This window comes from Massilia mucilaginosa, assembly GCF_011682145.1.
GTDB classification, from domain to species: Bacteria; Pseudomonadota; Gammaproteobacteria; order Burkholderiales; family Burkholderiaceae_D; genus Telluria_A; species Telluria_A mucilaginosa.
On sequence record NZ_WHJH01000009.1, the window covers coordinates 125,076 to 149,350 of the forward strand.

General features: G+C 63.9%; 28 protein-coding genes. 16 read left to right on the plus strand and 12 right to left on the minus strand.

Going from position 1 to position 24,275, the window contains the following annotated elements:
* Window positions 1-24: 24 nt before the first annotated feature.
* The 11 genes from F2P45_RS10865 to F2P45_RS10915 all read right to left on the minus strand — a co-directional run bounded on the left by F2P45_RS10865 (window position 25) and on the right by F2P45_RS10915 (window position 9,100).
* Window positions 25-969 carry an NTF2 fold immunity protein gene (locus F2P45_RS10865; protein WP_166874102.1) on the minus strand — a complete coding sequence of 315 codons (945 nt, stop codon included), beginning with the start codon at window positions 967-969 and terminating at the stop codon, window positions 25-27.
* A gap of 7 nt (window positions 970-976) precedes the next feature.
* The gene (locus F2P45_RS10870) at window positions 977-1,498 is read right to left on the minus strand and encodes a hypothetical protein (protein ID WP_166874105.1); all 522 of its coding nucleotides are present in this window, start codon (window positions 1,496-1,498) and stop codon (window positions 977-979) included.
* A gap of 128 nt (window positions 1,499-1,626) precedes the next feature.
* On the minus strand, window positions 1,627-3,297 hold the full coding sequence (bufB, locus tag F2P45_RS10875) for an MNIO family bufferin maturase (RefSeq protein WP_166874108.1): 1,671 nt from the start codon (window positions 3,295-3,297) through the stop codon (window positions 1,627-1,629).
* Window positions 3,298-3,320: 23 nt separating this feature from the next.
* Window positions 3,321-3,599 (minus strand): BufA1 family periplasmic bufferin-type metallophore, encoded by a 279-nt coding sequence (locus F2P45_RS10880; RefSeq protein WP_166874111.1) that lies wholly within the window; start codon window positions 3,597-3,599, stop codon window positions 3,321-3,323.
* A gap of 200 nt (window positions 3,600-3,799) precedes the next feature.
* Window positions 3,800-3,991 (minus strand): YjfB family protein, encoded by a 192-nt coding sequence (locus F2P45_RS10885; protein ID WP_166874114.1) that lies wholly within the window; start codon window positions 3,989-3,991, stop codon window positions 3,800-3,802.
* A 58-nt stretch (window positions 3,992-4,049) separates the two neighbouring features.
* A complete protein-coding gene (gene mobB / locus F2P45_RS10890) occupies window positions 4,050-4,565 on the minus strand; it encodes a molybdopterin-guanine dinucleotide biosynthesis protein B (RefSeq protein ID WP_166874116.1) in 516 nt (171 codons plus the stop codon).
* A gap of 53 nt (window positions 4,566-4,618) precedes the next feature.
* Window positions 4,619-5,356, minus strand: coding sequence for a general secretion pathway protein GspB (locus F2P45_RS10895; RefSeq protein ID WP_166874118.1), 738 nt, complete (start codon window positions 5,354-5,356; stop codon window positions 4,619-4,621).
* Between the two features lies 1 nt (window position 5,357).
* Window positions 5,358-6,980, minus strand: coding sequence for an ExeA family protein (locus F2P45_RS10900; RefSeq protein WP_166874121.1), 1,623 nt, complete (start codon window positions 6,978-6,980; stop codon window positions 5,358-5,360).
* 27 nt (window positions 6,981-7,007) lie between these two features.
* Window positions 7,008-7,460 carry a hypothetical protein gene (locus F2P45_RS10905; protein ID WP_166874123.1) on the minus strand — a complete coding sequence of 151 codons (453 nt, stop codon included), beginning with the start codon at window positions 7,458-7,460 and terminating at the stop codon, window positions 7,008-7,010.
* A gap of 232 nt (window positions 7,461-7,692) precedes the next feature.
* Entirely contained in the window at window positions 7,693-7,878 is a 186-nt protein-coding gene (locus F2P45_RS10910) for a hypothetical protein (RefSeq protein WP_166874126.1), read from the minus strand.
* 304 nt (window positions 7,879-8,182) lie between these two features.
* A complete protein-coding gene (locus F2P45_RS10915; protein WP_166874128.1) occupies window positions 8,183-9,100 on the minus strand; it encodes a LysR family transcriptional regulator in 918 nt (305 codons plus the stop codon).
* Window positions 9,101-9,275: 175 nt separating this feature from the next.
* Between F2P45_RS10915 and F2P45_RS10920 the strand changes: the two genes are divergently transcribed.
* The 16 genes from F2P45_RS10920 to F2P45_RS10995 all read left to right on the plus strand — a co-directional run bounded on the left by F2P45_RS10920 (window position 9,276) and on the right by F2P45_RS10995 (window position 23,628).
* Complete coding sequence (locus F2P45_RS10920; protein WP_166874131.1) at window positions 9,276-9,533, plus strand: hypothetical protein; 258 nt, start codon at window positions 9,276-9,278, stop codon at window positions 9,531-9,533.
* Between the two features lie 147 nt (window positions 9,534-9,680).
* Window positions 9,681-9,926 carry a hypothetical protein gene (locus tag F2P45_RS10925; RefSeq protein WP_166874133.1) on the plus strand — a complete coding sequence of 82 codons (246 nt, stop codon included), beginning with the start codon at window positions 9,681-9,683 and terminating at the stop codon, window positions 9,924-9,926.
* A 254-nt stretch (window positions 9,927-10,180) separates the two neighbouring features.
* Window positions 10,181-11,083 (plus strand): head GIN domain-containing protein, encoded by a 903-nt coding sequence (locus F2P45_RS10930; protein WP_166874136.1) that lies wholly within the window; start codon window positions 10,181-10,183, stop codon window positions 11,081-11,083.
* Window positions 11,084-11,179: 96 nt separating this feature from the next.
* Window positions 11,180-11,767, plus strand: coding sequence for a hypothetical protein (locus F2P45_RS10935; RefSeq protein ID WP_166874138.1), 588 nt, complete (start codon window positions 11,180-11,182; stop codon window positions 11,765-11,767).
* Window positions 11,768-12,041: 274 nt separating this feature from the next.
* Window positions 12,042-12,914, plus strand: a complete 873-nt coding sequence (locus tag F2P45_RS10940) for a glucosamine kinase nucleotide-binding domain-containing protein (protein WP_166874140.1) — start codon at window positions 12,042-12,044, stop codon at window positions 12,912-12,914.
* A gap of 2 nt (window positions 12,915-12,916) precedes the next feature.
* Window positions 12,917-13,651 carry a GntR family transcriptional regulator gene (locus tag F2P45_RS10945; RefSeq protein WP_166874143.1) on the plus strand — a complete coding sequence of 245 codons (735 nt, stop codon included), beginning with the start codon at window positions 12,917-12,919 and terminating at the stop codon, window positions 13,649-13,651.
* The gene (nagA, locus tag F2P45_RS10950; RefSeq protein ID WP_166874146.1) at window positions 13,648-14,760 is read left to right on the plus strand and encodes an N-acetylglucosamine-6-phosphate deacetylase; all 1,113 of its coding nucleotides are present in this window, start codon (window positions 13,648-13,650) and stop codon (window positions 14,758-14,760) included. The genes F2P45_RS10945 and nagA overlap by 4 nt, the downstream gene beginning before the upstream one ends.
* Entirely contained in the window at window positions 14,753-15,763 is a 1,011-nt protein-coding gene (locus tag F2P45_RS10955) for an SIS domain-containing protein (RefSeq protein ID WP_187367164.1), read from the plus strand. Before nagA ends, F2P45_RS10955 begins: the two co-directional genes overlap by 8 nt.
* A gap of 16 nt (window positions 15,764-15,779) precedes the next feature.
* A complete protein-coding gene (locus F2P45_RS10960) occupies window positions 15,780-17,051 on the plus strand; it encodes an ABC transporter substrate-binding protein (protein ID WP_229505021.1) in 1,272 nt (423 codons plus the stop codon).
* Window positions 17,051-17,917 carry a carbohydrate ABC transporter permease gene (locus F2P45_RS10965; RefSeq protein ID WP_166874149.1) on the plus strand — a complete coding sequence of 289 codons (867 nt, stop codon included), beginning with the start codon at window positions 17,051-17,053 and terminating at the stop codon, window positions 17,915-17,917. The genes F2P45_RS10960 and F2P45_RS10965 overlap by 1 nt, the downstream gene beginning before the upstream one ends.
* The gene (locus F2P45_RS10970; RefSeq protein WP_166874151.1) at window positions 17,917-18,735 is read left to right on the plus strand and encodes a carbohydrate ABC transporter permease; all 819 of its coding nucleotides are present in this window, start codon (window positions 17,917-17,919) and stop codon (window positions 18,733-18,735) included. The genes F2P45_RS10965 and F2P45_RS10970 overlap by 1 nt, the downstream gene beginning before the upstream one ends.
* Window positions 18,736-18,777: 42 nt before the next feature.
* Window positions 18,778-20,094 (plus strand): MFS transporter, encoded by a 1,317-nt coding sequence (locus F2P45_RS10975; RefSeq protein WP_166874154.1) that lies wholly within the window; start codon window positions 18,778-18,780, stop codon window positions 20,092-20,094.
* Window position 20,095: 1 nt separating this feature from the next.
* Entirely contained in the window at window positions 20,096-21,202 is a 1,107-nt protein-coding gene (locus tag F2P45_RS10980) for an ABC transporter ATP-binding protein (RefSeq protein ID WP_166874156.1), read from the plus strand.
* Window positions 21,203-21,387: 185 nt separating this feature from the next.
* Entirely contained in the window at window positions 21,388-22,710 is a 1,323-nt protein-coding gene (locus F2P45_RS10985; RefSeq protein WP_166874159.1) for a tetratricopeptide repeat protein, read from the plus strand.
* A 205-nt stretch (window positions 22,711-22,915) separates the two neighbouring features.
* Complete coding sequence (locus tag F2P45_RS10990; protein WP_166874161.1) at window positions 22,916-23,272, plus strand: CopG family ribbon-helix-helix protein; 357 nt, start codon at window positions 22,916-22,918, stop codon at window positions 23,270-23,272.
* Entirely contained in the window at window positions 23,269-23,628 is a 360-nt protein-coding gene (locus F2P45_RS10995; protein ID WP_166874164.1) for a hypothetical protein, read from the plus strand. Before F2P45_RS10990 ends, F2P45_RS10995 begins: the two co-directional genes overlap by 4 nt.
* On the opposite strand, the gene F2P45_RS11000 is transcribed toward F2P45_RS10995, so the two are convergent.
* On the minus strand, window positions 23,622-24,275 hold the full coding sequence (locus tag F2P45_RS11000; protein ID WP_166874167.1) for a hypothetical protein: 654 nt from the start codon (window positions 24,273-24,275) through the stop codon (window positions 23,622-23,624). The two genes, F2P45_RS10995 and F2P45_RS11000, sit on opposite strands and share 7 nt — an antisense overlap.

Consider the following 24,275-nt stretch of genomic DNA (forward strand, 5'->3'; position numbering starts at 1 on the left):
CCGCCCGCGCTATTCTTCGGGCTGCTACAAATACCCCGTGGTCCATCCATCGAACAGGTTCTGCACGTGATCGAGCAGCCAGGTGCTGCCTTTTTTCACCAGCAGGAAGCGGCACTGCGCGTGTGCGCGATTGCTTGTGTACACGCATAGCTTGCGCGCCGACAGCCATTCCACCGCGATGATGGCGTGTTGGCGGTATTCGGGCGGCGTGCTGAAGCTGAGCGCGTTCGGACGCCCGAATTTGCGGTCCTTGGGCGTGCAGAACTGATGAAAAATCGCGGCGCAGGCCGGCTGGCGCCAGTCGTTCAGGTGCGGGGTTTTCTGGCTGTCGAGCGCGAGTTCGGTTTCCCAGGCGCTGATGGCATCCCAGAAGCCATGCAGCACGCCCAGCGCCGCCGCCTCCTCGCCCGCGCCGGCGACAAAGCCGGGCGGCGTGCGGCTGGCCAGGCGCCGCTGTTCGCGCACGAACTCCTGGTCCAGCCCGTCGGGCCGGGTGTCGTCCGCACATAATTTGAGGGTCGGGTGGGCCGCCAGCGCCAGCAAGCCGGCGCGCGTCATTGCGCTGCCCTTCACATCCAGATACGACAAGGAGGCGATGCCGACGATATGCCGCACGCAGGCATCGTCGACCGGGGTATTGCGCAGGGACAGATGGCGCAGCCTGGCATGGCCGGACAAGGCCGCCAGGCCAGTGCCGCCGATGCCGGTGTTGTCCAGCACCAGCCAGTTCAGGGCGGGAACCCGGGCGATATCGGGCAGCACGGCGTCGGTGATGGCGCTGCCGTCGAGCCACAGGCGTTCCAGCTTCGGCAGCGCGCACAGGGCGCGCACGGCGTCGTCGCCAATGTCGCAGCCGGTAAAGGTCAGGCCGCGGATCGAAGGCTTGGTGAGCAATAAAGCAATGTCGGCGGCGCTGAGCGCGCGGTCATTGACGTCAAGAAAAGTTGGCCGTGCGGGGAGGTCGAGCATGGCCGGCTCAGGCGTTGGCGATGGCGGAGCCGCGCTCCTGCTCCCAGGCTTCCTGCCAGGTAATCGCGCCTGGCTTCTCGAACCATTGCTGGAGGTAGTCGGCGATCTCGGCCGCTTCGGGCATGGGCGAGGCCGACAGGTAAGCCATGGTGGCGTCCAGGCCGGCGCCGACGAAATACTCGGCCCCCAGCGAGGTCCCGACGTCCATGTTGATGTGCTTGGCTTTCCACAGCAGCAAGGTGTCGGCCACGTCGCCGGCGCGGTACAGCAGGAAGGCGCACTGGTAGATGCCTTCGTAGTAATCCATCTCGTCTTGCACGATGTGGTCCCAGAGGGCCGTGCGCAAGTTGATTTCTTCGTCGAGCAACTGGATCAGCAGCGCGCGGTACGGCGCCAGGGTCGCGCCGACCAGTTGCTTGTAGATCGCCCGCCTCAGTTCCGGCGCGAGCAGCGCGCTTGCGATTGCGGGGGAGACAGCATTGCCATTGCTCTGGTACTCGGCGATAACTTGATCAGCGCTCATTAACATGAATGAAATCGATTTAAAAGATGATTATAGCTTGAGTAAAACGCAAGCCTTTTGCACCAGGGCCAGACCCGGGAAAAATTGCGTGATTCCGCACAGGAAGACAGGCAGTCCGCGGCGGGAGGAACCGGTCAGTCCTGCCCCGCCGGCGCCAGCAGGATGCCCAGCGCGATCCACTGCGCCAGATGCGCCCCGATGTCGAATTGCTCATCGAGGGCGAATGCGGCATCGAGCGCCTCGCCCATTGTATATCCCCCGGCCAGCGCGGCGAGCGCGCCTGCGTGCGCGGGGCTGAGCGCGACCAGTTCGGCCTTCCAGCGCGGGCGGGCGACCAGTGCTGCGCTGGGGCAATCCATGGCCGCCGGGAAAGCGACGCCGCTGTCCGGCTGGTGCGCTTGCCACAGGGGCACCACGGCCCAGCTCGATGCGATCAGGCTGCAGGCCGGATGCAGGGCGTAGCGCGCGTTCTCGAACGCGTCGGGCGCGAGGGCGGCCAGCGCGTCGGCGCCGATGGGGTCGGCGTCAGGCGCGTAATGGGCGCGGTGCACGGCCCATTCCAGGCGCGCCATGTCTGGAAGGTAAGGATAATCGGCGATGTGGGGAAACCCATCGAGGAAGCGGGCAAAACTGCCGCCGAAACGGTTCAGGTCGGCGTCGAGCGAGGGATGTGCCATGCCGTAGGCCCGTGCCAGCGCGCCGAAAAATTCTTCGCCGACCAGCTGGCGCAGCACCGGGCAGGCGGCCGACAGGGCTTTGTTCCAGGTCACGCCGAGGTTGCCCCGGTACAGGCCGAAACGGTCGGCGTTGGCGCCGCCCTTGAACCGCGCCAGCGCAGCGGCTTCGCTGTCGTAGTCGAACAGGGCTTGCGCGAAACATTGCTGGGTATCGGCCAGGGTGCCCGCAGCCTGCGCTAGGCGGTGGCGGCCGCGCCAGGGGTTGGCGACGCTGATCGCCGGGTAAGCGCCGGCGATCAGCTGGGCCTTGCGCGCTTCGCCCAGCAGCACCTCGAGCGCGGGCACGTCGGTATCCCATTCGATCAGGGTCGGCAGGCGGCCAAAGCGCGCCAGCGCCGCTTGGTACAGGGCCCAGACCGGCGCGGCCACCACGTCGCCATGGTGATCGACCACCGCCTGCGGCGTGACCAGATGGCCGGCCAGGTGGATTTCGCCGACGCTGCCGGGCGCAATGGCCGCGATCGCCGCCAGCGCGTCTTCGCCGTGGTTGCACTGGTTGACGTAGAGATTGTTCACATCGAGCAGCAAGGCGCAGCCGGTGCGGCTGGCCAGCTCGGCCATGAACTCGGCTTCGCTCATCGTATCGTCGTTAAAACGCACGTAAGTGGAGACATTTTCCAGCAAAATGCGGCGATGCAGCCGGTCTTGCACTTGCTCCACCCGCGCGCACAGCAGATCGAGCGCGGCCTGGCTGAGCGGCATCGGCAATAAATCGTTCAGCTGGCGGTCGGCGACGGCGCCCCAGCACAGGTGTTCGGACACGAGCATGGGCTCGACCCGCTCGACCAGCGCGCAGACACGATCCAGATGGGAAGTCGAAAACCCGCGCGCCGAGCCCAGGCCGAGGCCGACGCCGTGCAGGCTGATGGGATAATCGCGGCGCAGTTCTTGCAGCACATGCCAGTCCCAGCCGGCGCGGTCGAGGAAATTTTCGGTGTGCACTTCGAGCCAGCCGATGGCGGGCCGCTGTTCGAGAAACTGGCGGTAATGGGGCGCGCGCAAGCCGACGCCGGCGCCCGGCGAAGCGGGACCGGCAACAGCATCGACCGGTATGGCCCCGCCCGTCATGACTTGCCTGGACTTACTTCAACTTACTTGCCGGACAGTTTGCCACCGGCTTTTTCGCAAGTGCCCTTGGCGACCCATTTCCACTCTTCCGGCGCCTTGTCGACGGTCGATGCGCCGGCGCAGCCGTGCGAACCGGTCGCGCTGGCGCAATCGTTCTGGCCGGCCTTGGCGATGCCGTAGCACTTCTCCTTGTCGGATTTATCGCCCTTGGACATGGGCGCATCATGCGCGGCGGCCATGCCGGAGGAAACTGCGCACACGCCAGCGAGGGCGGCGGCGATCAGGGCTTGACGTTTGTTCATCGTAAATCTCCTTGAGAGTGTTTGAAGTGAAGCAGGAACTGCCAGCTTGAAGGCGATTGTAAAGCCAGCCACGCGATTGTCCGGCGTGGCTTTCAGTTCCTTACAACTTCTCCGTGCCAGCGCGAATTTTAACGCAAAAAAGCCCGGTTCCTCCGTCGACGGGAGGACACCGGGCGGCGCGGACGCGGCTGGGCGCCGGTTCAGGCAGTCGTATTGATCGTATTGCCGAGATTGGCCGGCAGGCGCTGCGGCTGCGGCAGCGCGTTGATCAGCTGGGCAGCAACCTGGCCATCCATCTGTTGCGCTTTCTTCAACATGGCATAGCCGACTTCCTGCTTGACGCCGGTTTCGGCCATGCTGGTGGCCAGTGATGCAATTGATGAAACGTCCATGAGAGTTCTCCCGTTTAATTGGCTATCACCGATGGTAACGACGCCGTTTGCCCGAACTTTAGGCTGGCGCCGAATTAATTCTGGCCTTGAGCCATGCCAGCACGGTCGCCGGGGCGTTCAGGTCGAGCCAGGCCACGTTATCGGGAAGGTCATCCGGCGGCGGCGCATCCGATGCCACGGCGACAATATGCGGATCGTTCGGATACAGCGGCGGATGTCCCAGCGACGGGCGCTGCACCTCCAGCTTGGGGATGGCTTCCCATTTGTAGCCTTCGACCAGGGTCAGGTCGGCCGGGTCCAGCCGTGCCAACTGCTCGGCCAGGGTCGGTTCCGGCGCGCCGCGCAGTTCGCGAATGATGGCCACGCGGAAGGGCGAAGCGATCATCACCTGCGCCGCCCCGGCCGTGCGCAGGCGCGCGCTGTCCTTGTGGGGCGGTTCGAGCATCACATCGTGATGGCTGTGCTTGACGACATTGATGCGCAGGCCGTCGGCGGCCAGCTGGCCGACTAGCGTTTCCAGCAAGGTCGTCTTGCCGCTGCCGGACCAGCCGATCACACCGAGTAAGTTGTGCATGCGCGGCCTTTCCGCCGAGAAGTGAGACTGCAATTATACAAAGGTCGACCGCATCAGTATGGATGGCGGTAGCGCTGGCCCTTGTAGCTCATCACGGCAGACTTGGGCAGCAATTTTTCCAGGATCAGGCCGGGTGCCACTTCATCGCCTTCGCGGCGCAAGACTTTATCGATGAGCAAGAGACGGTCGGCCGGATTCCTGGAATAGATATAGCCGCCGACCGCGATCGGCGGAATCTCGTGCTGCAGCGCATCTGGCAGCTCGCGCAGGGTGCGCAGATTCTCTTCGGGAGAGGGAACAGGCTTTTCGGCCTTGACCGTGTCGGTCCTGGCTGGCTCGTCTTTCTTGAGCGGCGCCTCTTTCTTGACCGGCTCTTCCTTCCTGAGCGGTGCTTCCTTCTTGACCGGCTCGGGCTTGACCTCGGCCACCCTGACCGGCTCGGCCTTGGGCGGTGGCGCGACTTCCACCACTGGCGCCGGCGGCGGGGCCGGCACGGGAACCGGTGCGGGCGCAGGCATGGCCAGCGGAGTAGCCGGCGCGGTAGCCGGCGCGGTAGCCGGCGCGGCCGCCTGCACCACCGGCGCCGGCGGCGTTGCCGTCTGCTTCCAGGCATACACGGCAGCGCCCGTGGCGCCCAAGGCCAGCAGCGCCAGCGCGATCACGACCGGTTTGCCGCCGGCGCCGGCCCGCTCCGGCTCGGCGGCATGGATCGGCGTGGCGTGGATGGTCGGGGCGTTGCCGAGCTGGCGTTCGGCCTGCGCCTTTTTGAGTGCTTCGAGAATGTAGGACATCTTATGGTTTCCCCGTTGCGCCAGCCGCCAGCAGGCGCGGTTCGGCCACGCCGGTCAGCTGGTTCAGGCGCATGTAGGTGCGCGGACCGGCCACGCCGTCCGCCTTGAGGTGTTGACGGGTCTGGAAGGCGCGCAGCAGTTCCAGGGTGGGCGCGCCCAGCGGACGGTCCGCCGGCGGCGGGACCAGCCCGTTGATCTTGGCCAGGCGCGACGCGATCCAGTCGACATCGGCGCCCTGCTCGCCCGCGCTGACCTGGTCGCGGAAATAGCGCGGCATGGTCCAGAAGGTCACGAAGCTGCCGTCCGAACGGGTGGCGAGCGCGCCAAGGTCGAGCGTCTGCTCCCTGCCGTCCACGTTCAGGCGCACCGTGCTCTCGTCCATGCCGGTCAGCAGCGCGTAGCTCACCACCGGCCCATCGCGCAAGGTCAGCACGGCCGGACGGTCGAGCAGGCGCAGTTCGTACAGCCCACCCTTGCCCTGATGGCAGCGCAGATTCAGTTTCAACGCATCGTCGCAGCTCGCGCCGGCGGGCAGCACCACGCCCCAGAGCGCCGACAAGGCGTGCAGCGCAGCTGCTTCGCTGGCGTGCGTGAGCGGCGCGACCGGCGCACGCGGCACCGGCGCCACCGGCGGCGCAACAGCGGCAAGCGCAACGGCCGTGAGCGGCGCTGGCGCAGCCTGCGCCGCCACCAGTTCGGCGGCTGGACGCAGTTGCCACGCCGCCGCCGCGCCGATCGCAGCGGTGCCCAGCACGCCGGCCGCCACATACTGCCAGGGCATGCGGGACGCGGGCGCCCTGGCGCCGCCGGAGAACACTTCGCTGCCGGCGCGGCGCAGGATCTGGCGCGTCACTTCGCGGCTGTTTTCGACATACGCCCCCAGCAGCGCGCGGTCGCACAGCAGGTTGATGCGGCGCGGCACCCCCTGCGACAACTGGAACACCTGGCCCATCAGCGAGCGCGGGAATGGCCGCGACGCCCCGCCCCCGGCCACCGCCAGCCGGTGCGCGACGTAGCTGGCGGTTTCGGCTTCGGTGAGCGAACCGAGGTGATAGCGCGCGATCACGCGCTGGGCCAGCTGTTCGAGCTCGGGCCGGGCCAGGATCGCGCGCAGCTCCGGCTGGCCGATCAGGATAATCTGCAGCAGCTTGCGCTCGCTGGTTTCCAGGTTGGTCAGCAGGCGCAGCTGCTCAAGCACGTCGGCCGACAGGTTCTGGGCCTCGTCGATGATCAGCACATTGTTCTTGCCCTGCGCGTGACTGGCCAGCAGGTAGCGGTTGATGGCGTCCACATAGCTCTTGACGCTGACCGCGCCGGCCGGTGCCGGCGGCAGGTCGATGCGCAATTCGTCGCAGATCGAGAGCAGTAATTCCTCGACCGTCAGCTTGGGATTGAAGATGTAGGCCAGGCGGCAGTCGGGGGGAATCTGCTCGATGAAGCAGCGGCACACGGTGGTCTTGCCTGCGCCGATTTCGCCGGTCAGCAGCACGAAGCCGCCGCCGCTGCCCACGCCATACAGCAGGTGCGCCAGCGCCTCGCGGTGGCGTTCGCTCATGAACAGGTAGCGCGGATCGGGGGCGATGGAAAACGGTGATTGCTTCAGGCTGAAGAATTGCTTGTACATGGATTCCCTGGAAGTGCATCACCCGCGCTAGCGGCCGACGGGCAGCGGCTTGTATTTGGCGCAGTAAATCTTGGACCTGGTCTTGAAGTAGACGATCTTACTGCCGGGATTGGACGCGCGCACCGGATAGCGCGAGTTGTCCACCGACAGGTGGCGCACGCCCACGGCGTTGCGGATCGACTCTTCGAGCTTGTCGGGCGTGGTATCGGCCACGGCGGCCACGAACACCAGCTCGCTGGTATCGTCGCTGATCATGATGTCGGTCACCGGCGCGCCCCACAGGGTGCCCTCGGCCTTGAACCAGTAGGCGCCGCCCTCGTGCTTGTAGGACGGTCCGAAGGCGTTCACCAGGTAATCGTGGAAGTAAGCATTGTCGAGCTGGCTGCGGCACAGGATGGCGCTGCCGATCACGGGGCCGAAAGTCGACGGTGCGGCCGGCGCGGCCAGGGGGACGGCGGCGGCCAGCGCGAGCAGTGCCATGGCGCAGCTTCGCCCGGGCAGTGCACGCGAGCGCGCTGCACCAGGTGAAAGCTGTTTCGATCCGATCGCCAGGCGCATCCGACCTCCGGTGGAGAGCGTGCTTACTGACGCGCGCGCTCTTCCTTCTTGACCTTCTTGGCTTCCTTTTTCTCTTTCAAGGTCTTGGCGGGCTCTTTTTTCGTTTCTTTTTTGTTGTCTTGCGCTTTACTCATTGGGGGCTCCTGATAACGATTTATAGCTTGGACAGCCAATTGCGGTTCGCAGCGATTTTCTGCTTGGCCGAGGCCGGCAGCATCTCGTAACAGCCGGGATACTGCTTGAGCGCGTGCTCGCGGATTTCTTTCTGCAAACCGTTGATAATAAACACATATACGACGGCACCATCGTCATTCTGTCGTGTGCCAATATAGCGAATCATTATTCCTCCTCTTGATCCGTGAGCGGAGCGAATAACCTCTGTTATCTCACATCGCCACATTATGACACCGCCCGGCGCGATTTCGCTACCCAAGGTCGATTTTGCGGACGAAAAAAAGCCCGCACGGAGGCGGGCTTTCGAGTTGGGCCGCTAGTGCCCGTAAAACTTCTTGCTTTTGTAAAATTTGCCAGAAAGCATATCGCTCATGCCACTCTGGAATCACTAAATTCCGACTAGAAATATAGCACATGACATCGGCGTGACATGAACAAAATGTCAGCGAGTGTGGCGAGAAAGAAACGCCTCAGACATGCGCCAGCCACGGATCGCTTTCCGGACGCGGAAACTGGGCCGTCATGAAATCGACGAAACTGCGCACCTTGTAGGACAGCAAACGCCGGCTCGGATAGACCAGCGAGACTTCCAGGCGCCCCAGGTGGTGGCCCTTGAGCAGCTGCACCAGCCGCCCACTGCTCAGGTCGTCTTCCAGGGTCAGCGAAGAGCGCACCATGATGCCCATGCCGGCGATAGCCGCCTGGCGCAGCACCGAGATATTGTTCGATATCACGCGCGCGGTGATCGGCACATCGACCCGCTTGTTCTCCCACGTCACCGGCCAGCTGTGGCGCAACTGCTCGAAGGCGAAATTGAGGCAGTCGTGAGACGACACGTCGACCGGCGTGAGCGGTTCGCCGCGCCGCGCAATGTACTCGGGCGAGGCGCACAGCACCACGTTGGAGGTGGCCAGGCGGCGCGCGATCAGGCTGGCGTCGAATTTTTGCAAGCCCATGAAAATGCCGACATCGAAACCTTCCTCGACGATATCGACCGCGTGGTCGGCCATGGTGACGTCGAGCACCACGTCGGGCACGGTGGCCGCGTACAGCGGCAGCAGCCTGGACAGCTGGTACTGGCCGAAGCCGGGATGGCAATACATGCGCAGCGTGCCGCTCGCCTTGCGCGAGGACGAGGACGCGATGGCGTCGGCATCGTCGATATCGGCCAGGATCTGGCGCACGCGCTCCAGGTATTGCTTGCCCGTTTCGGTGAGCGAGAGCTTGCGCGTGGTGCGGTTGAGCAAGCGCGTGCCGAGATGGGCTTCCAGGTCGGCGATATTGCGCGTGACCACGGTATTCGACATATCCATCGCCTGCGCCGCGCGCGCAAAGCTGCCCTGCTCGACCACCTTGGCAAACACGCGCATTGATTGAAGCCTGTCCATCCCCGCCTCCGATTCTGGATTATCCCAAATGGCGCAACATTGCATTGCGATTATTCGCCTTTTTTGCGGATACCGCAACGTATAGACTGCTTCACATGGACGAGCAAACGCAAACAAGCAACTCGTCAGCGCCGCCAGCCACCAGCGACGTCCACTCAATTACTGGAGAAACACCATGAAATCATCATCCTTCATTGCTGCTGTTGCCGTCGTTGTTGCGTCCTTCGCTGGTTCGGCTGTCGCCGCCGATGCCACCGTGGCCAATGCCAGCGTCAGCGCGGCGGCCAGCAGCATCACCGCCACCCGCCTGAACGTGCCGGAACTGGCCGTGGCATCAACCCGCACCCGCGCCGACGTACGCGCCGAAGCGCTGGCCGCAGCCAAGAATGCCAGGCCAACCCTGAGCACCCAGCTCGACCTGACCGCGAACTAAGATTGATTATTCCGAATTTAGCAATTGTGCATTGCGTCATTCGGTCTTTTTCGAATCAATCAGTCGGACTACACTGACCTTAATCAAAGAGCACCGCTCTTGCCGCCGCAGACAAATGCGACGTTGACTTAATACTGGAGAAATATTATGAAAGCATCGACATTGTTTACCGCCGTAGCAGCCCTGGTCCTGAGTGGTTCGGCCTTCGCCGCCGACGCCCCTGCCGCCAGCACCGCTGTTTCCGCTGCCGCCGCATCGAGCCTGAGCGTGCCAGCAGTCACCATCAGCCAGTCGACCAGCCGCAACCGCGCCGACGTGAGCGCCGAAGCTGTTGAATTCGTCAAGAACTACAAGACCGCGTTCGCCGTCCAGCTGGAACAGTACAAGAACTAAGCAAGCAAGAAGCAAGCACTAAAGCGCAGCGGCCAGCCCCCGGCCGCACGCGCGCAGCACCCTCGCAGCACAGTTCAAACCGGAAAACCCGACGCCCCCTCGGGTTTTCCGACCTCCTCCTCCCCTCCTTCCGACACCGCATCCCGACCGTTCAAACCTTTGAATTGTCGATCCATCGGTTTGTGCTCGTGTGCGCGCGTCCGTGGCCGTATTGTTGATGCTCCGTACTCAACGCCGCCCAGCGGCCACATGCCATGACCACCTTATTCAAGCAAGCTACTTTCGCCACCCTCCTCTGCGCCGCAGCGGCCGCCAGCGCCCAGGACACGTCCGACGTGCGCAAGGTCGCGCCCTTCCACGCGATCGAAGTGTCCGGTCCTTATACAGTTGAGATCCAGGGCCAGGGCACGCAAGCGCTCGAACTGTCGGGTCCGCGCAAGGAACTCGACCGCATCGACACCGTCGTCCAGGGCGACACCCTGATCGTGCGCCCGCGCTCCACCAGCGGCATCAACATCAGCTTCAACAACAAGGAGCGCATCATCGTCAGGATCACCGCGCCAGGCCTGCGCAGCCTGTCCAAGTCCGGCAGCGGCGACGTCTCGGCGCGCAATGTCGAGAGCGCGCAATTCGCACTGAACGTGAGCGGCTCCGGCGATGTGGAGATGTTCCAACTCAAGACCGACAAGCTGAGTCTGACCATGAAAGGCTCGGGCGACGTCGACCTGGGCGGCAACGCCGGCGTGTTGCAGGCCAGCGTCGAGGGCTCGGGCGACTTCGACGCCTGCAACCTGGGCGTCAAGCGCACCAGCGCCATGCTGCGCGGATCGGGCGAAATCTGCGTCCCCGGCGGCAGCGAGGAATTCTCGGGCGAGCTGCACGGTTCGGGCGAGCTGACGGTCAAGCAACTGCAGGCCGACAAGGCACGCCTGGTGGTGACCGGTTCCGGCGAAATCGACATCGACGGCAGCGTCGGCACCCTCACCGCCGACCTGAACGGTTCAGGCAGCATCGACGCCGAAAACCTGGTGGCGCAACAGGCCAATGTGTCCGTGCGCGGCTCGGGCAATGTGGAAGTGCGCGTCAAACAAGCCGGCAATGGCGCCGCGCAGCTGATGCGCTATGACCGCAAGGGCGCAAAAGCGACACGCGGCTGACGGTACAGCCCGTAACACCCTGCGCACCTTAAGCCACATCGAAGCGAACGCGTTAACGCAAGCCCCCGGGAAGTCCGAGCGGGATACAATTGGCGCATGTTAAAAACAACCGTGCGCTCTGCCGCCCTCCTGATTCTCACAAGCGCCGGTAACGCAGCGCTTGGCTCGGAAACCGGCACAATCCAGGCCGATCCCGATACGGCTTTCCTCCAGTTCGTTGACGCCACGCGGTTCTTAGCAAATTACAAGGAAATGGCGGCAGTATCGGCGCGCGTTTTCGGCGCGCGCGCGCAAGGCAGCGACAGCCAATACGCAGCATTCATGGCTAAAGTCGCTGTCGCTGACCTGAGCGATATGCGCGGCTGCATGGGCCGGGCCTATGCCAGCGGGTCGATGACGTCATCGGACGCAGTGAACCTTGTTCAAATATTCACCTCACCCGTTGGAAAAAAGGTGATCGACATATCGAAAACAATGGTGATCGACAGTCTCGAGAAAGGCACGCCTGCGCCTGCGGATTGGTCGTCAATCACCCCTGCCGAGCGCGCGGAGGTCGTGTCTATTTATCAAAATCCCGCCTTCCAGCGCTATGGTGCGCATGTTTCCACTCCGGCTTTCCAGCTGGCGATAAAAACGTGCCTGAAATCGTCCAAGGTGGCACGAGAGAACGGCCTGGAACTCTGAAGCGATCGCTCGCCCCACCACGCCGCTACCCGCCCGGGGCGCCGGAGCCCCTCCTCCTTGCATACCAAATTGGCACTAAACCAGAGCCAGCGCAATACCATTTCCGTTACTTTAAAAATCGTTTAAAAACAATCAGTTAAACGGATAATGGCGATCCGTGACAGCATGCCAATTCGGTATTCTATAATACCACTTAAATACCTGTTGACAAGGTGGTTTGTCGATCATATAGTGCCCACACCTTCCCCACTTCAGAACCCGGACAACAGCAAACATGATCGAATATCTCATCGGCGTCGATGGCGGTGGAACCGGTACCAGAGTGCGCCTGGCGCGTGCCGACGGCAGCGAACTGGCGCAAGGCCAGGGCGGCCCGTCCGGCCTCTCGCTCGGCATTGCGCAGGCGTGGAACGCGGTCGCCGACGCGATCGCCTCGGGCTTCGGCGCGGCCGCCATGGCGCAGCCGGCCAACACCGCCATCGCCATCGGACTGGGACTGGCGGGCGTGCACAATCCGCTGTGGGCCGAACAATTCATCGCCGCCGATCCCGGCTTCGGCGCCCTGCGTTTAGATAACGACGGCTACACCACCCTGATCGGCGCGCACGGCGGCAAACCGGGCACCATCGTCGCCATCGGCACCGGCAGCGTGGGCCAGGCCATCCTGGCCGACGGCAGCTGTCGCGAAGTGGGCGGCTGGGGTTTTCCGACCGGTGACGAAGCCGGCGGCGGCTGGATGGGCCTGCGCGCCATCGCCCATATCGAAAAAGTCATTGACGGCCGCGCGCCGCACAGCGCCTTTGCGCAAGCGGTGATCGACGCCTGCGGCGGCGAACGCAATGCCATCCAGGTATGGATCGGCGGCGCCACCCAGACCGTGTTCGCCTCGCTGGCGCCGCTGGTGGTGGCGCACGCCGAATCGAACGACACCGCGCGCGCCATCCTGGCCGACGCCGGACGCGAAGTGGCCTTGATGGCGCACGCGCTCGACCCGACCGGCCAACTGCCGCTGGCCCTGTGCGGCGGCCTTGGCGCGCCGCTGCGCGCCTACCTGCCGCCAGACCTGCTGGCACGCAGCGTCGCTCCGCTGGGCGACTCCGCCAGCGGCGCGCTGCGCATGATCGAACTCCACGTGAGAGGACACTAACCATGCTTGCGCAGCTTAGCGATTTCAAGCCCGACGCCGACAGCGTCACCCCGCTCTACATGCAGCTGGCGAACAAGCTATCGGCCGGCATCACCAGCGGCGACTGGCGCGCCAACGAAGCGCTGCCGTCCGAGCGCATGCTCTCGGACATGCTCGACATCTCGCGCGTGACCGCGCGCAAAGCCATCGACATGCTGTGCGAGCGCGGCATGCTGACGCGCCGGCGCGGTTCCGGCACCTATATCACGCCCAAGCTGGAACAGCCGCTCTCGCGCCTGACCAGTTTTTCGGAAGAACTGAGCCAGCGCGGCTTTACCGCCGGCTCGCGCTGGCTGGAACGCGAAATCGGCGTGGCCGCGCCGCTCGAACTGCTCTCGCTCGGGCTCTCGCCCAACATGCCGGTGGCGCGCCTGCGCCGCCTGCGTACCGCCGACGATGTGGTGATGGCGATCGAAACGACCACCATCCCGGCGATCCACATGCCCGACCCGCACGGCGTGACCGATTCGCTGTACGGCTACCTTGAGGCACGCGGCGCGATTCCGATGCGCGCACTGCAGCATATCCGCGCCGTCAACGCCAATGCGGAGCAGGCGCGCCTGGCCGGCCTGGCGCCGGGAGCGGCGATGCTGCACATTACCCGAGTAAGTTACCTGGACAGCGGTGCGGCGGTGGAACTGACCCACTCGTTCTGCCGCAGCGATTATTATGAATTTGTAGCGGAGTCGCGCCGATGAACGATGCAATCAAGGGCAATATCCTGACCAGCAGCGGCTGGATCAACGGCGCGATCAGCTTCGGCGAACGCGTCACCACCATCAGCGGCGGCGCGGTCGATCCAGTGACGAACGGCGACGACTACGTCATCCCCGGCTTCATCGACCTTCACGTGCACGGCGGCGGCGGCAAGGACATCATGGAGGCCGGCGACGCGCCTCACATCATCGCCGCCATGCATGCCAGGCACGGCACCACCAGCCTGCTGGCCACCACCATGACGGCGCCGCCGCACGAAATCACGGCCGCGCTCAAATCCATCGGCGCGGCCTGCGGCGCCCGCCGGCCAGGCGCCGCGCGCGTCCTCGGCGTGCACCTGGAAGGCCCGTACATCAACTCCGGCAAGCTGGGAGCGCAGCCGAACTACGCGCGCGCCGCCACCCTGGCCGAAGTGCAGCAGCTCGGCACCCTGGCGCCGATGCGCCTGATTACCGTGGCGCCCGAAATCGCCGGCCACCTCAATTTAGTCAGGGAACTGAGTAACGCCGGCATCCGCGTGCAGATCGGGCACACGCTCGGATCGTACGAAGATGGCGTGGCGGCGCTGGAGCATGGCGCGGCCGGTTTCACGCACCTGTTCAACGCCATGAGCGGCCTGCACCACCGCGAGCCGGGCATGGTCGGCGCGGCGCTGGCGCATGCCCAGTACGCCGAACTGATTCCCGACCTGCTGCACGTGCACCCGGGCGCCATCAAGGTGGCGCTGCGCGCGATCCCGCATCTGTACTGCGTCACCGATTCCACCGCCGCCACCGGCATGCCCGACGGCGACTACAAGCTTGGCCGCCACAGCGTGCAGAAATGCATGGGCGGCGTGCGCCTGCCCGACGGCACGCTGGCCGGCAGCACGCTGACCATGGACCAGGCGCTGCGCAACCTGGTCAGCCTGGGCCTGAGCCTGGAAGACGCCTCGCACCGCGTCTCCACCTATGCCGCCGACTACCTCGGCGAAACCGAACGCGGACGCCTGGCGCCGGGCGCCTTTGCCGACATGGTGGTGCTGGACCGCGATTTGAAAATCAAAGCTGTCTATATCGAAGGAGAAAAGTGTGACCTCACTGATGCTTAAAGAAGCCCTGTCCGCCGCCGACTGCGTCGCCCTGCAGCTGGAAAACGACGTCGAACGCTACGCGGAACTGGGCCGCAAGCTGAGGACCACCACCTTCAATACCGCGCTGACGGTGGCGCGCGGCAGTTCCGACCATGCCGCCAACTACTGCGCCTACCTGATCATGGCGCGCATGGGACGCATCGTCGCGTCCCTGCCGATGTCGCTGGTGACCTTGTACAAGTCGCCGCTGGTCACGCGCGACACGCTCACCATCGCCATCTCGCAATCGGGCCAGAGCCCGGACGTGGTCGAACCGATCCGCTACTTCCGCGACGGCGGCGCCACCACCATCGCGCTGGTCAACGATATCGATTCACCGCTGGCCAACGCCGCCGAATGGGCCATGCCGCTGCGCGCAGGTAAAGAACAGAGCGTGGCCGCCACCAAGAGCTTCATCACCAGCCTGGTGGCCGGTGCGCGCCTGGTGGCGCAGTGGCAGAACGACCCGGAACTGAGCGAAGGCCTGGCCGCCCTGCCCGAGGCATTGCGCCGCGCCACCGAGGTGGACTGGTCGCCGGCGCTCGAGGTGCTCACGCCGGCGCGCAACATCATGGTGGTCGGACGCGGCATCAGTTTTCCGATCGCGCTCGAATCGGCGCTCAAGTTCAAGGAAACCTCGGCCTTGCAGGCCGAAGCCTTCAGCGGCGCCGAAATCAAGCACGGTCCGATGGCGCTGATCGAAGACGGCTATCCGCTGCTGATTTTCGCAACGCGCGGGCCAACCCAGGCCGGCCTGATCGCACTGGCGGCGGAAATGCGCACCCGTGGCGCGCGCGTGCTGCTGGCCGCGCCCGCAGACGTAGCGGAGCGCGACCTGACCCTGCCGACCGCCGCCACCCCGGACCTGGACCCGATCGTCGCCGTGCAAGCCTTCTATGTGATGGCGGCGAACCTGTCGAAAGCGCGCGGCATGGACCCGGACCGTCCGCGCCACCTCAGCAAAGTCACCAAGACCAACTGACCCTCCCCTGCCATCGATGAAGATCAAGTTGAAGCTCAAGACGCTGCTGACGGCATTGATGGCACTGGGGCTGGCGGCTTCCGCCGCCGCCGCCGAAACCAGGATCGAATTCTGGACCTTCAGCATGAAGCCCAAGTTCACGCCGTTTTTCGAGTCGGTGGCGCGCAATTACGAGGCGGCCAATCCGGGCGTGAAGATCGAGTGGATCGATTTTCCGTGGGACGTCATCCAGACCAAGCTGGTCACGCGCATCGTGGCCGGCACGCCGCCGGCGCTGGTCAACCTGAACGTGCCCTGGGCCGACGAATACGCGCGCGACGAACTGCTCACGCCCGTCGACGCCCTGCTCGGCGCATCCAGGGCAAGCTACATCCCCAGCACGCTGGAAGACCTGCGCTTCAAGGGCAAGACCTACGGCTTCCCGATGTACAGCAATGTCGCCGTGATCGCCTACAACCAGGTCATTTTCAAGGATGCGGGCTTGACGCGCGGTCCGCAAAGCTTCGACGAACAGCTGGCGTTCGCGCGCCAGATCGCGGCGCGCACCGGCAAGGCCGGCATCGCACCGGCGCTGTCGAAGATCGATGGCCTGTTCATGTGGCAGGGCCTGGCCGTCATCAAGGATGGCAAGGCGGTATTCAATTCGGCGCAGCACGTGGCGCTGGTGCAAAAACTCGCGGCCACCTACAAGGCCGGCGGGCTGCTGAAAGAAAGCCTGTTCGCCGAAGATAACTTCCCCGCCGTGATCGACGCCTACAAGGGCGGGCGCCTCGGCATGCTGCTCGCGCCTCCGACCGCGCTCAAACGCATCCAGGGCGACGCAAAAGACATCTACGCCATCACGGGCGTAGCGCCGGCGCCGCTCGGCCCCACCGGCATCGCCGATGGCGGCTGGCTGATTCACTTTGCGATCCCCAAGGGCGTCGATGCAAAGCTGCTGCCCGCGGTCGGCAAGTTCGCGCTGTACCTGACCAGCGACGCCAACCAGCTCGCCTTTGCCAGGCAGGCCAGCGTATTTCCCACCACCGTCAAGGCGGCCGCCGATCCGTATTTTCTGGCGCTGCCAGCCAACGCCGGCGCAGCCGAAAAGGCCGTGGAAGCGGGCGCGCGTTCGATGGCGCATTCGCACACCCTGTACGTGGCCGGCATCGACGATTACGACGAACTGCGCCGCTCGCTGGTCAAGGCGGTCGAAGCCGGCGTCACCGGCAAGCAGGACGTGCAACAAGCGCTCGACCAGGCGGTCGCGATCTGGAACAAGAAGCTGTCCAAACAGAGGCTGCATTGATGAAGACACGGCGCCACACCTTGCAGGCATGGATGTTCCTGGCACCGGCCCTGGTGCTGCTGGCGGTGTTTTCGTTCTGGCCGGTGGCTTACGGCTCCTTCCTCGCGTTCACCGACTACTCGCTGATCCGGCCAACCTCGTTCGTCGGACTGGATAATTTTCGCTACATCTTCGATAACGAGATGTTCGTCACGGGCCTGAAAAATTCGCTGCTGTTCCTGGTGATGGTGCCGTTCGTGCAGATCGGCGCGGTGGCGCTGGCGGTGCTGGTCAATAACCAGTTGCCCGGCATCCGCTGGTTCCGCGCCGCCTTCTACGTGCCGGTGGTGACCACGGTGTCGGTGGTGGGCATCATGTGGGGCTTCATGTTCCACGAACAGGGCACGCTCAATTACGTCTTCATGCAGCTGCGCCTCGCCAATGCGCCAATCGGCTGGCTGACCGACGACACCCTGGCCCTGTTCGCGGTCATGTTCGTCACGCTCTGGCGCGGGCTTGGCTGGTACATGGTGATGTACCTGGCGGCGCTGCAATCGATCCCGTCCGACATGCAGGAAGCGGCCATGCTCGATGGCGCCAACCGCTGGCAGCAGTTCTGGAAGATCACCGTGCCGATGCTCAGGCCCACGATTGCCGTCTGCACCATCCTGTCGGTGCTGGCCGCGCTCAAGGCCTACCAGGAAGTCGATGTACTGACCCAGGGCGGGCCGATGAATTCGACCTTTACCGCCCTGTACTACGCTTACGACCAGGGCCTCAAGCACCTCAAGCTGCCGCGCGCACTGGCCGCCAGCCTGGTGGTGTCGAGCATCTGCATCGGCATCGCGCTGGTGTGCCTGCGCTACCTCAAGCCGAAGCACCGCTGATGCGCGCCCGTCCGCTGGCCACGTTCGGCCATTACCTGATCCTGTGCGTGCTCGCGGTGGTGTGCGTGTTCCCGTTCTGGTGGACCCTGGTGACTGCCATTTCGACCGAGGGTAATGTGTTCGCCTTCCCGCCCACCTTCTGGCCGCGCAAGCCGTCGCTGGAAAACTTTGCCGAGGTGTTCCGCGCGATTCCCATCCTGGCGTTCTTCAAGAACTCGGTGCTGATCGCCGTGTGCACCGTGTTCTGGAAGCTGGCATTGTGTTCGCTGGCGGCGTACCCGCTGGCGCGCATGCACTTCCGTGGCCGCAAACTGGTGTTCGGGATCATCCTCGCCACCCTGGTGCTGCCGTCCGAAGTGAACTTCCTGGTGAACTTCATCACCGTCACCAAGCTCTCGCTGGTGGACACCTACACCGGCGTGATTTTGCCGAACGTGGTGACCGCCGTCGCCATTTTGCTGCTCAAGCAGGCCTTCGAGGAGGTGCCGCAAGACCTGATCGACGCCGCCCGCGTGGATGGCGCCTCGGAATGGATCATCTTCAGCAAGATCATGCTGCCGCTGATCGCGCCGTGGCTGGCCACGGTCGGCATCCTGACCGCGGTCGAAGCCTGGAACGAGTACATCTGGCCGTCGATCGTGATGAGCAAGCCGGACGAATTTCCGCTGTCGGTGGGCGTGCTGTATTTGCGCGGCACCTTCGGCAGCAGTACCCGCGTGATCGCGGCCGGCACCGTGCTGACGATCCTGCCCACGCTGGCCGCCTTCCTGTTCACGCAGCGCTTCTTCATGCGCGGCATGGACGGCGCAGTCAAGTAAGGCCGTTAAGAAACGTAGTTAAGTATCTCACCAAGGATGTCGATGGAACTGACTAAAACAAGTAAAAAAGAACGCAGCCCGCTGGCATGGGTACCGAGCTTGTACCTGGCGCAGGGCCTGCCCTTCTTCGCGGTGGCGATGGTGGCCGGCCAGATGTTCAAGAGCATGGGCGTGGCCAACGACGACATCGCCCACTGGACCGCCGCCATCATGTCGGCCTGGATCTTCAAGCCGCTCTGGAGTCCCTTCCTGGAACTGGCGAGCAGCAAAAAGATCGTCGTGGTCAGCTTCCAGCTGATCGGCGGCGTCTGCCTCGGCCTGGTGGCGCTGGCGCTGCACATGCCGTTCTGGTTCGCCGCCTGCGTGGTCATGCTCACCCTGGTCGCCATTTCGTCCGCCACGCACGACGTGGCCTGCGACGGCCTGTATATCTCCAGCCTGACGCAAAAAGAACAGGCGGCCTACGCTGGCTGGACCGGCACCTTTTTCAACGCCGGGCGCTTCATCTCGTCCGGCGGCCTGCTGCTGCTGGCCGGGTACTTTGAAAAGACCATGGGCGTCACCTCGGCCTGGACCATCGTGTTCTGCATCCTGGCGCTGATGATGGTCACGCTCGGCCTGTACAACGGCTGGGCGCTGCCGCTGGCAAAAAATCCGGTCAGCGCCGACATCACCGCAAGCGCGATTGCACGCACCCTCAAGGAAGTCATCATCGACTTCTTCAAGAAGCCCGGCATCTGGGTCTCGGTCCTGTTCATCATCCTGTTCCGCGCCGGCGAAGCACAGGTGCAGACCATCGGCCCGCTGTTCCTGCGCGAGGCGCGCAACCTGGGCGGACTGGGATTGACGACGATCGAAGTGGGCGCCGTATACGGCACGGCGGGCACCGTCGCTTTCGTCATCGGCAGCATCGCCGGCGGCTACTTCACCTCGTGGCTGGGCCTCAAGCGCGCCATCCTGGTGCTGATCCTGGCGGTGAACCTGCCCAACCTGGTGTTCTACTTCTTGTCGACCACCCTGCCGACCGACCTGACCCTGATCGGCGCGGCGCTGGCGCTGGAGATGTTCGGCTACGGCTTCGGCTTCGTGGGCCTGATCCTGTACATGATGCAGGTGGTCGCGCCGGGCAAATACCAGACCGCGCACTACGCGTTCGCGACCGGGATCATGCAGCTCGGTTTTTCGCTGTTCAAGTGGGTCAGCGGCGATATCCAGATCGCGCTCGGCTACCACAACTTCTTCCTGTGGGTGCTGGCCGCCGCCGTGCCGGTGGCGATCCTGTCGCAGATCATTCCGATGAGCGCGAGCGAACGCCAGCAGGCCGACCTGGCGGCCGCGCGGCCATCGACGGCGAGCTGACATGGCCGCTGTGACCCTCAAGGGCGTCGTCAAGCGCTACGACGACAAGCAGACCATCATCCACGGCATCGACCTGGCTATCGCCGATGGCGAATTCGTGGTCTTCGTGGGGCCGTCCGGCTGCGGCAAGTCGACCCTGCTGCGCATGATCGCCGGGCTGGAAGAGATCAGCGCGGGCGAACTGCATATCGGCGGCCTGCTGGCCAACGATGTGGCACCGGCCAGGCGCGGCCTGGCGATGGTGTTCCAGTCGTACGCGCTGTATCCGCACATGACGGTGTTCGAGAACATGGCGTTCGCGCTCAAGCTGGCCGGCCACAAGGGCGAGGAGCTCAAGGCCCAGGTCGGGCGCGCCGCCGACATTTTGCAGATCACCCACCTGCTGCAGCGCCGGCCCAAGGAGTTATCGGGCGGGCAGCGCCAGCGCGTGGCGATCGGGCGCGCCATCGTGCGCAAACCCGAGGTGTTCCTGTTCGACGAACCGCTCTCGAACCTCGACGCCAGCCTGCGCGTGCAGATGCGGGTGGAACTGAGCCGCCTGCACAAGGAACTCAAGACCACCATGATCTACGTGACGCACGACCAGGTCGAGGCGATGACCCTCGGCGAGCGCATCGTGGTCATCAACGGAGGGCGCATCGAGCAGGTCGGCACGCCCTACGAGCTGTATAACAATCCGGGCAATCTGTTCGTGGCCGGTTTCCTCGGTGCGCCGAAGATGAACTTCATCGCCGCCGAGGTGGCGCATATCGGCGCCATCGGCGTGCGCGTGCGCCTGGCCGACGGCACCGTGGTCGACGCCGACGCCGACGGCGGCGCCGCCACGATCGGCGACAAGCTCACGCTCGGCATCCGCGCCGAGCACATGACGGTGCTGGCGCAGGCCGCGCAGCAGGCCAATACGGTCGCCGCCGTGGTCGGCCATGTGGAGTACCTGGGCGACCAGACCATCGTCTATGCCAGCATGCCGGGCGACCCGGCCCTGATCGCGCTGCGCCAGCCGCAGGGCGGCGCCACGCTGCGCGCGGGCGAACGCATCGCGGTGCATCTGCCGCCCGCGCATTGCCATCTTTTCGACGCCCACGGACGCGCGTTTGCCCGTGCATGAACCGCTCCGCACGGAAATCAGCGTGCAAAGATAAAGTTTATGTAACAATATGCGCTTCGTCCGAAATTCGCAGTTGAGATGCAACTGCGTCGGATGTCGCGTATGCAGGTCACGTGTCCACGGTTCGGCGCTCTGATGCGTTATAGCGTCAGGCTGTCTTTATGTCTTTGATTGAAGGATTTTCCATGTCCCAGTTTCGTCTTGCTCGTATCAGCCTGATCTTGGCCGCCATTGGCCTCAACGCCGCCCCCGCGCTGATGACCAGCGCCAGCGCACAAACCGCCCCGGCTACGCCTGCGACCAGCGCCGCTCCGACCAAACCCGACACCGTTCGTCCGGATCTGTACAAACTGCTCGAACCGGGCATGATCAAGGGCTTGATCGACGGCAAGAAATTCGCCGAAGTCCAGGAAAAAGTCGCCGCCGCCGAAGCCTTCGCCAACCGCACGCCGTACGAAACCTACGTCATCGAACGCATGAAGTTCGCCCTGGCCTCGGCCAGCGGCAACGATGCCATGGCCATGAGCTCGCTCGAAGCGATCATCAACTCGCCGAGCACGCCGGCGGCCGACAAGCCGGAATTCATCCTGGCGATGGGCAACATGCAGTTCAACGCCAAGAACTATCCGAAGGCGATTGAATGGATGAAACGCTACATCAGCGACGGCGGTTCGCCGACCCGCGTGCGCGGTTCGATCGTGCGCGCCTACTTCCTGAACAACGATTTCGCCGCGGCCAAGACCGAAGTGACGGCCATGCTGGCCGAATCCGAAAAAGCCGGCAAGGTGCCGCCTGCGGACGACCTGCGCCTGCTGGCCACGATCGCCGGCAAGCAGAAGGACATGGCGACCTACACCGCCACCGTCGAGAAGCTGGTGGCCTCGTATCCGACCGAAGAACTGTGGGCCGACCTGCTGCACCGCATGTACGGCAAGACCAGCTTCAACAGCAAACTGCAACTGGACGCGTATCGTCTCGAGACGACCGTGCTCAAGCAGATGGAAGCGGAACAGTACGTCGAGATGGCTGAACTGGCGCTGCTGGCCGGTTTCCCGATCGAAGCGAAAAAGGCGGTTGACGCCGGTTTCGCCGCCAACGTGCTGGGCACCGGCGCCAACGCCGCCAAGCACAAGTCGCTGCGCGAGCGCGCCAACAAGAACGCCGCCGACGACGTCAAGAACATCGCTTCGGGCGAAGCCAGCGCGTCCAAGCTGAAGGACGGCACCGGCCTGGTCAACCTGGGTTATGCGTACTCGACCATGGACGAGTTCGACAAGGGCATCGACCTGATCGAAAAAGGCATCGCCAAAGGCGGCCTGAAGCGTCCTGAAGAAGCCAAGCTCAAGCTGGGCATGGCGCTGGCCAAGGCCGGCCGCAAGGATGATGCGATCAAGACGTTTGAGGGCATCAAGGGCACCGACGGCATCGGCGACCTGGCGCGCTACTGGGTGATGTGGTTGAAGCGTCCTGCCGATACGGCAGCGGCAGCAGCGCCAGTCGCCAAGTAATTCACGGCATCGCTGTTTGATCGGGCGGGTTCCGGCGCAAGCCGGGCCCGCCCTTTTTCGTTGGTGCCGCCTGAGATTATTGAAGTCAAACAGGATGAAGGTGAGTTGAATCAATTGCCTGTTGGCGCCATCTGACCTTGATAGCCACCTTGGTCATCGCGGTCCTTGAAGCGGGTTAGCCGCACGTAAAAAAGGTGCTATCCTAGTGACGCTCTTTACGGAGTTTTTGCTTATGCCAAGCACATCACTAGAGCTTTCTGCGCAACTTAAGGAGCGGGTCGTTGCGGCAGCCGAAAGATTGGGAATCAGCACGCACGCGTTCATGGTCGGAGCGATCAGGCAAGCTACAGATGCCGCTGAGCAGCGAGCGGAGTTCGTTGCGCAGGCCCAAGCTGCGCTCGCCGACATGCGGGAAACCGGGTTGGGCTACGATGCTGAAGACGTGCGCGCGTATCTGCGCGAGCGCCTCATGCACGACAAGGCAGTCAGGCCAGAGCCCAAGTACTGGCGAACATGGCGCGTTTCCGTCCCCTCACCTGAAGGTCGGGAATATCCGGCATGATCCAACACAGTCTTGACGCGCTCGCACGATTCAGCGCACCAGACGACGATCAATTGAAAGCGCTGCACAACTCAATCATTTCCCTGAGTACGGAAGGCTGCGGCCCGCGCGAATGCCGTGCCCTGCTGAACGTGTTCGAGCGATTTCCGGACCATGATGGCGATGGCCTGTTTTCGTCCATCGTTCACTTGCTTGAACCATGTACCGGATACGAAACGATGCTGATCAAATCGGTCGGGCCCGCATCGGTTCCCTTCAATGCACTCATGAGCGACCGCTTGTTGAACAGTGGCGTGACCGAGGTCGGTGGACAGTCGTTGATGGCGCTCCTGGCCGCTGCAAAGGCCCATCACTGATCTTGAAGGCGCTTGATCCAATTCCAGAATGGGTCACGCGATTCCGGGTCGTCCATGCTGACAGTACTTGAAACGATCTCCGATGCCCGTTCCGGAATGCTCAGTCCAAGTGTCCCTTCAACATAGTCTTGAAACAGCAGCGGTGGTGGAGTGTCATCGTCCTCGTCGTCGCAATGCTCCTCAAATACCTCAGCGGGCGTTCGCTGGAAATCGTCTGGCCAGCAGAGTTCGGCGTAGCCAATTGCCAGCAGGCGCAACAGGTCCTCCATATTTTCAGTCAGCACACAAAGCATCACCGACCCGGACCCCGAGCCCACATGCACGATTCGCTGGTGCCCATCGTCGTCCAGCCAAAGCCCGGCCCAGGATCCATCGCCGCCGGTTCTCAGAAATATCACCAGCCGGTCGTTCACCTCGGGATCATCACGGTGGGTCCAGCCGGCGGTAGCGGCAGGGTCGGGCACGTGGAAGGCGTTTGCCGTGACATCGTCATATTCGGGCTCAGGGTACACGGTCATATAGCGGACCCCATCGCGGCGCGTCTGGACGCAGCCGTGTTCTTCCATGAATTGCAGGGCGTGCCGCAACACGTCCGGCAGCGGATTGCGTTTTGGAAACGCGGCTGCCATGTCGTCGGTGAATTTCAT

What these genes read in the sequence shown, in the direction of transcription:
- F2P45_RS10865 (WP_166874102.1), bottom strand. Translation starts at nt 969, where the DNA reads ATGCTCGACCTCCCCGCACGGCCAACTTTTCTTGACGTCAATGACCGC.
- F2P45_RS10870 (WP_166874105.1), bottom strand. Translation starts at nt 1,498, where the DNA reads ATGTTAATGAGCGCTGATCAAGTTATCGCCGAGTACCAGAGCAATGGC.
- bufB (WP_166874108.1), bottom strand. Translation starts at nt 3,297, where the DNA reads ATGACGGGCGGGGCCATACCGGTCGATGCTGTTGCCGGTCCCGCTTCG.
- F2P45_RS10880 (WP_166874111.1), bottom strand. Translation starts at nt 3,599, where the DNA reads ATGAACAAACGTCAAGCCCTGATCGCCGCCGCCCTCGCTGGCGTGTGC.
- F2P45_RS10885 (WP_166874114.1), bottom strand. Translation starts at nt 3,991, where the DNA reads ATGGACGTTTCATCAATTGCATCACTGGCCACCAGCATGGCCGAAACC.
- mobB (WP_166874116.1), bottom strand. Translation starts at nt 4,565, where the DNA reads ATGCACAACTTACTCGGTGTGATCGGCTGGTCCGGCAGCGGCAAGACG.
- F2P45_RS10895 (WP_166874118.1), bottom strand. Translation starts at nt 5,356, where the DNA reads ATGTCCTACATTCTCGAAGCACTCAAAAAGGCGCAGGCCGAACGCCAG.
- F2P45_RS10900 (WP_166874121.1), bottom strand. Translation starts at nt 6,980, where the DNA reads ATGTACAAGCAATTCTTCAGCCTGAAGCAATCACCGTTTTCCATCGCC.
- F2P45_RS10905 (WP_166874123.1), bottom strand. Translation starts at nt 7,460, where the DNA reads ATGGCACTGCTCGCGCTGGCCGCCGCCGTCCCCCTGGCCGCGCCGGCC.
- F2P45_RS10910 (WP_166874126.1), bottom strand. Translation starts at nt 7,878, where the DNA reads ATGATTCGCTATATTGGCACACGACAGAATGACGATGGTGCCGTCGTA.
- F2P45_RS10915 (WP_166874128.1), bottom strand. Translation starts at nt 9,100, where the DNA reads ATGGACAGGCTTCAATCAATGCGCGTGTTTGCCAAGGTGGTCGAGCAG.
- F2P45_RS10920 (WP_166874131.1), top strand. Translation starts at nt 9,276, where the DNA reads ATGAAATCATCATCCTTCATTGCTGCTGTTGCCGTCGTTGTTGCGTCC.
- F2P45_RS10925 (WP_166874133.1), top strand. Translation starts at nt 9,681, where the DNA reads ATGAAAGCATCGACATTGTTTACCGCCGTAGCAGCCCTGGTCCTGAGT.
- F2P45_RS10930 (WP_166874136.1), top strand. Translation starts at nt 10,181, where the DNA reads ATGACCACCTTATTCAAGCAAGCTACTTTCGCCACCCTCCTCTGCGCC.
- F2P45_RS10935 (WP_166874138.1), top strand. Translation starts at nt 11,180, where the DNA reads ATGTTAAAAACAACCGTGCGCTCTGCCGCCCTCCTGATTCTCACAAGC.
- F2P45_RS10940 (WP_166874140.1), top strand. Translation starts at nt 12,042, where the DNA reads ATGATCGAATATCTCATCGGCGTCGATGGCGGTGGAACCGGTACCAGA.
- F2P45_RS10945 (WP_166874143.1), top strand. Translation starts at nt 12,917, where the DNA reads ATGCTTGCGCAGCTTAGCGATTTCAAGCCCGACGCCGACAGCGTCACC.
- nagA (WP_166874146.1), top strand. Translation starts at nt 13,648, where the DNA reads ATGAACGATGCAATCAAGGGCAATATCCTGACCAGCAGCGGCTGGATC.
- F2P45_RS10955 (WP_187367164.1), top strand. Translation starts at nt 14,753, where the DNA reads ATGCTTAAAGAAGCCCTGTCCGCCGCCGACTGCGTCGCCCTGCAGCTG.
- F2P45_RS10960 (WP_229505021.1), top strand. Translation starts at nt 15,780, where the DNA reads ATGAAGATCAAGTTGAAGCTCAAGACGCTGCTGACGGCATTGATGGCA.
- F2P45_RS10965 (WP_166874149.1), top strand. Translation starts at nt 17,051, where the DNA reads ATGAAGACACGGCGCCACACCTTGCAGGCATGGATGTTCCTGGCACCG.
- F2P45_RS10970 (WP_166874151.1), top strand. Translation starts at nt 17,917, where the DNA reads ATGCGCGCCCGTCCGCTGGCCACGTTCGGCCATTACCTGATCCTGTGC.
- F2P45_RS10975 (WP_166874154.1), top strand. Translation starts at nt 18,778, where the DNA reads ATGGAACTGACTAAAACAAGTAAAAAAGAACGCAGCCCGCTGGCATGG.
- F2P45_RS10980 (WP_166874156.1), top strand. Translation starts at nt 20,096, where the DNA reads ATGGCCGCTGTGACCCTCAAGGGCGTCGTCAAGCGCTACGACGACAAG.
- F2P45_RS10985 (WP_166874159.1), top strand. Translation starts at nt 21,388, where the DNA reads ATGTCCCAGTTTCGTCTTGCTCGTATCAGCCTGATCTTGGCCGCCATT.
- F2P45_RS10995 (WP_166874164.1), top strand. Translation starts at nt 23,269, where the DNA reads ATGATCCAACACAGTCTTGACGCGCTCGCACGATTCAGCGCACCAGAC.
- F2P45_RS11000 (WP_166874167.1), bottom strand. Translation starts at nt 24,275, where the DNA reads ATGAAATTCACCGACGACATGGCAGCCGCGTTTCCAAAACGCAATCCG.